The organism is Cytobacillus horneckiae (genome assembly GCF_002835735.1).
In the GTDB taxonomy this organism is placed as follows: Bacteria; Bacillota; Bacilli; order Bacillales; family Cytobacillaceae; genus Cytobacillus; species Cytobacillus horneckiae.
This window is the reverse complement of record NZ_PISD01000086.1, coordinates 1-4,746: the sequence shown is the minus strand read 5'-3', so window position 1 is coordinate 4,746 and position 4,746 is coordinate 1. Positions and strand designations below refer to the sequence as shown.

The 4,746-nt window shown below is 34.0% G+C and carries 5 protein-coding genes; all 5 read right to left on the bottom strand.

The genetic code is table 11. The features are described 5' to 3' along the window. Positions 1-191 precede the first annotated feature (191 nt). Complete coding sequence (locus CWS20_RS26825; RefSeq protein ID WP_066192352.1) at positions 192-998, bottom strand: YfjC family protein; 807 nt, start codon at positions 996-998, stop codon at positions 192-194. 53 nt (positions 999-1,051) lie between these two features. Next, on the bottom strand, positions 1,052-1,387 hold the full coding sequence (locus CWS20_RS26820) for a hypothetical protein (protein ID WP_066192350.1): 336 nt from the start codon (positions 1,385-1,387) through the stop codon (positions 1,052-1,054). A 34-nt stretch (positions 1,388-1,421) separates the two neighbouring features. Then, positions 1,422-2,975, bottom strand: coding sequence for a ribonuclease YeeF family protein (locus CWS20_RS26815; RefSeq protein WP_066192346.1), 1,554 nt, complete (start codon positions 2,973-2,975; stop codon positions 1,422-1,424). A 17-nt stretch (positions 2,976-2,992) separates the two neighbouring features. Further along, positions 2,993-3,271 (bottom strand): DUF5344 family protein, encoded by a 279-nt coding sequence (locus tag CWS20_RS26810; protein WP_066192344.1) that lies wholly within the window; start codon positions 3,269-3,271, stop codon positions 2,993-2,995. A gap of 696 nt (positions 3,272-3,967) precedes the next feature. Next, a complete protein-coding gene (locus CWS20_RS26805) occupies positions 3,968-4,315 on the bottom strand; it encodes a hypothetical protein (protein WP_066192342.1) in 348 nt (115 codons plus the stop codon). Positions 4,316-4,746 lie beyond the last annotated feature (431 nt).

Genomic DNA, 4,746 nt, shown 5'->3' with positions numbered 1-4,746 from the left:
GCTTCATGGGAATAAATTCAGTTTATCCACCGGAAGCTCCGGTTTTCTCTCGCTTCATGGGAATAAATTCTCCTTATTCACTGGAGACTTTTTCGGTGTATACAATTAATATTACAGACTCTTCACCCCATAACAAAAGACTCTTCTTTACAGGGTAAAAAGAGCCTTTAAATCTACAAATTCAGCTGTATTTAACTTCCAACTTGATATCTTACCCAATCACCAATACCAGATAAAGTTGATTCCCATTCTACATTATCCGCAAGATAAATAGTTACAGGGGTTTTTGGGTCTTCCGTATATTCGGAAATCCATATGCCTCGTTTGGACGGGAGGAAGAAAAGTATATTTTCTAAGTACATTTCATCCTCTAAAGTAACAATGGCAAAGTTTGATATATTAAATAATGTCCAATCAAATGTTTGTAAGTCTTCTAAAAACAGATTGAAGCTTACTTCTTCACTCTCGGTAAAATTTGAACTTTTACGAACTTTATCAACCTTCTTCGGATTACTCAGCAAATCAAATGCTTTATCAGTTAATGAGAAATTGTGGCTTCCACCATACAATTCAAATGAAATCCCATAATAATCCTTTATGATATTCTTTATTCCTGAAGATGGGATAATCGAAAATTCATGAATAATATCCCGATCAATCAGATGAAGCAGCCAATCTTCATCATTATAATGATGAAGCATAAGGACTGATTGTTGAGGTGTATTTGAACAGCGAATCATTCGCTTAGACTCCACGTACTTTTTAATAAATTGGGTCGTTTCGTGAGTCAATGGCGTTTCACTTTCTTCTAACCGCTCCTCATCCCACATTTGCTTCATAATAAGTTGATGAACAGTAGCTTCCATAATCGCTGTCCATTCTTTTTCAGACTTGCTTCCAACCGAGGCCTCAGCAATACCCTTGGCAATACTGTGATACCCTGTAACACTAACCATCAACGCAAGTTCCTCAGTGGTACAAGTTAGTAAATGATTCATCTTTTTCACTTCCTTATGTCTTTAACAGTATTGGCATTACTGCACATTCCTTATTATGTAAAAATTAAATCTAATAACATTGTAATAAGATTAAAAATTATAATTGCAATAATTCCATAAAAAATTAACGCAATTAACATGAATAACTTTCTAACAAGCCAATTATATTTACTAAACTTATTATATAAATAAAACCCCATACCAAAAGTGAATTTCATAATGAAATCTGGAATTTTTTCAAATATTGATTTTGGATTTTCAAAAGTCCCCATCTTGTAGAAGTCAACCATTGCCCATTCCGCTACTAAAAATACTAAAATTGAAACTACTTGTAGGGATAAGATGGCCATTAAAACCAATTTAAGTAACTCTAAAATTTCTGCATCCATTTCTTATGCTCCTTCAAAACCGTAAAATTTAATATTAATTGAACCAACTACTAATGGACTTTGCTAAATTACCCCCTGCCTCTGTAATTGTGGAACTAATATTATTAATTTTTTCTTCGACTTCTTTACCAACTTTTTCACCAAAGTCTTTAGCTATGTCTCCAATTTTTGAACTTAAAACTCCACCAGCGAGAGCTCCTACAGAACCACCTATAATTATTCCAACAGGTCCCCCAACACTTCCTATTGTCGCTCCAACTTTTGCTCCTGCCCCTATAGCCACTAAATCCGCTGAAAGACCACCAATAAACCTACCTGCCCTTTCAGAATACGATTTGTCCATATTTTCAGGTGTGAAAATTTCTCCAAAGTTAGCAGCAATAGATATCCCCGTACCTATCCCAGGTATCCTTGCTCCAACCTTTGCAAAACCACTATTAGTTATGCTTTTACCTAATACTTCCTTCGTCCCAGCTGCCATCCTTACCTGGTTACCCTTCATAAAATCCTTGCCAGAAATTTTATCAAAGTTTTTCGGGAATCCAGCGACATGTTTAAATAAGTGGGACGGGCTGTTATACGACTTTACGAACTTTTGCAAGCTCCGCATTACTGGGTTTGAAGGCATGGGGGCTCTTGAAAAATCAAGCAGCTTTTTCGCCATTTTTGAGCTATGCTTTCCTTTACTTGTCCATGATGGATCCATTCTAACTGAGAATTCATACTTCCCACGTATTTTATTCCATAGGGTTGGTTTACTGCGAAAATAATGTACATTTAGCTTCCTTGAAAAAGCTAATGTTGCTATCGCCATAGAGGATTGATATCCGGCTAATAACATATCCCCAAAACTCATTTTTTGATTGATATAGTCAAAAGGATTGGTAAACATATTGCCTATATTCACCAGTTCTCTTTCAGCTAAATTACTTTTCAATGCCTGAAAATCCGGCTTCTCTTTTAGCTGATCAGCATTGTAGTTTTCAATGCTGAGTCCCCCGCTTTTAAACATTCCTTGTATTTCAGTTATATAGCTTTTCATAAGCTGCAAGTCCTGCGCTACGCTGTCTAATTCATTTGTTTCAGTTCTGTCGAAGACATTTAAATCTTCTATTGTTTCTTCAATTCTTCGATTGGCTCTTTGTACATGGCTGTGGAATGATTGATCGCTTAGCCTAGGGACATAAACAATATCACTCACACCCTCTAAGGTATCATTTGCTTCGTCAACAAGGCCTGTAGTAATTGACTTCAGTTTATGTAAGCCAGTCGTTAGTTCGCCTTCTAGAAAGCTTTGACGAATAAAACCGTTTGAATTTGATTCTAAGGACTTTGAAGCCTTTTTTATACTAGTTAGGACTCGCTCATAATCGGTTAATGTATAATAATAAAATGATAGAAAAGGGAGATGCCAGTCTTCATAAAAGGAACGGATAGCTTTTCCGCCAGTTCCGCTAAAAGAATTTTCGAGGTTTGAAAAGGAATCAATGCTATTCTCTAATTGTTTTAGCTGATTGATTTGTGTTTCAATTTTTTTTTGCAATTGGTCAATACCATTATGTAAAGATTGAGAATCCAATGTTTTCATTGATTAAACATGACCTCCTAACGCGCCTTGATTGAAGATGAAATATTATGATCAATCTCTTTTAATTCTTCTAATGTTCTTGTAACAGCTTGATTGTTTTCGCTTAGTACCTTTTTATAGGTACTGCCAATTTCTTCGAGCATATGATTTAATTCATTAAGCTTGCTGACAACAGATAGCTCATTTCCACTAGCAAGCTCTTTCATTAAAGATGTCTCAAACGCTTCTGCCTTACTTTCTATTTTGGAGACCGCATTCTCAACCTCTCCATAACGGACTTTCATTTCTTGATTCAAAGCCGCTTCATCCTTTCTTTTTTAATCACAGTTCAAAAATCAATCTTATAAATAGAACTTTACAATAATATGCGATATTTATTTGCATTTATGGAAAAATACGAGCACTCCACTTGAGCATCTATTAATTGGCACAAGAAACATCCCAACATTATATTTGTATAAAGGGTTGGGAGGAGGATGTTTGGATTGTCATTAAAACGATAACTACTACCGTTAAGAATACAAAAAAAACAGCATCCATACAATCTTTACCATCTACATTTATAATTATTGAGTAAATATTCCTAAATATTAATACCTATAGATATTACCTTCGAGGAATGAGGCGCCACATCTAAAACACTAACTATAAACGGGATTTTGCTTAATATTCATTGTTTCTTTAGAGTTATCAAATGAGTGCACCCTATTGAAAAGATAATGATTTATTTAATTTTCAAGGCTTTAAAGCTTCTCAAATACACTTATCAAAATTGATTAAATGGTATTTACTCCCATAGTGGCCCCTGAAACCCAGAATCGTTGCCATACCCCAATTATATTTACTAAACTTACTATTTAAATAAAAATTGCCCATTCTGTTACTAAAAACAATAATACGGAAATCCATTGTATTCCCAAATAAAACGCGAATAAAGACTTAAATACTTCTAGCACTGTATACTTCTAAATTGTACTAACATTAATTAGATATTAGCTAAACAATATATTATATATATTATCCATTGGAATAGTGATAAGGTAATAAAGAATTATAGCTAAAAAACTATAAACAATAAGTGTGATTAACATTAAAAGCTTTCTTATAAACCAGTTATATTTTCTATACTTATTATAAAAGTAATAGCCCATTCCTAATATAAACTTCATACACAAGTCTGGAATCCTATCGAATATTGATTCTGGATTTTCAAATGTACCCAATCTGTAAAAATCAACCATTATCCATTCTGAAATTAAAAATACAAATATAGAAACCCCCTGCAAGGCCAATAAACATCCTAGCAATACTTTAATAAAATCTAAGATTTCCGCACCCAATTCTCTTATCCCCTTTAAAACAAATATATTTATTAGTTTACCTAGTTAAACCAACTACTAATAGATTATTTTATTTCTCCACCTATTTTTCTCGCAGTTTTCCCAAACTCTTTTCCAATTTTCCCTCCAATGTTTTTGCAATATTTCCTACTTTAGAACTTACAATAGCACCTGCAAGAGCTCCAACAGAACCACCTATAATGATTCCAACTGGCCCTCCAACACTTCCAATTGCTGCTCCGACTTTTACTCCAGCTCCAATTGTTACTAAATCAGCTGTAACACCACCAAAAAATCTCCCTACTTTTTCACTGACAATTTATTCTGAAAGTTAAAATGTAGCACCGCTTTTCAAACATAAAAAAGACCCCTTCCACCAATGTGAAAAGAGTCTTGAGAACGATAATAAAAATTAACGTTTTGAGAACTGA

Coding starts and splice junctions, on each gene's coding strand:
- CWS20_RS26825 (WP_066192352.1), bottom strand. CDS start 998: ATGAATCATTTACTAACTTGTACCACTGAGGAACTTGCGTTGATGGTT.
- CWS20_RS26820 (WP_066192350.1), bottom strand. CDS start 1,387: ATGGATGCAGAAATTTTAGAGTTACTTAAATTGGTTTTAATGGCCATC.
- CWS20_RS26815 (WP_066192346.1), bottom strand. CDS start 2,975: ATGAAAACATTGGATTCTCAATCTTTACATAATGGTATTGACCAATTG.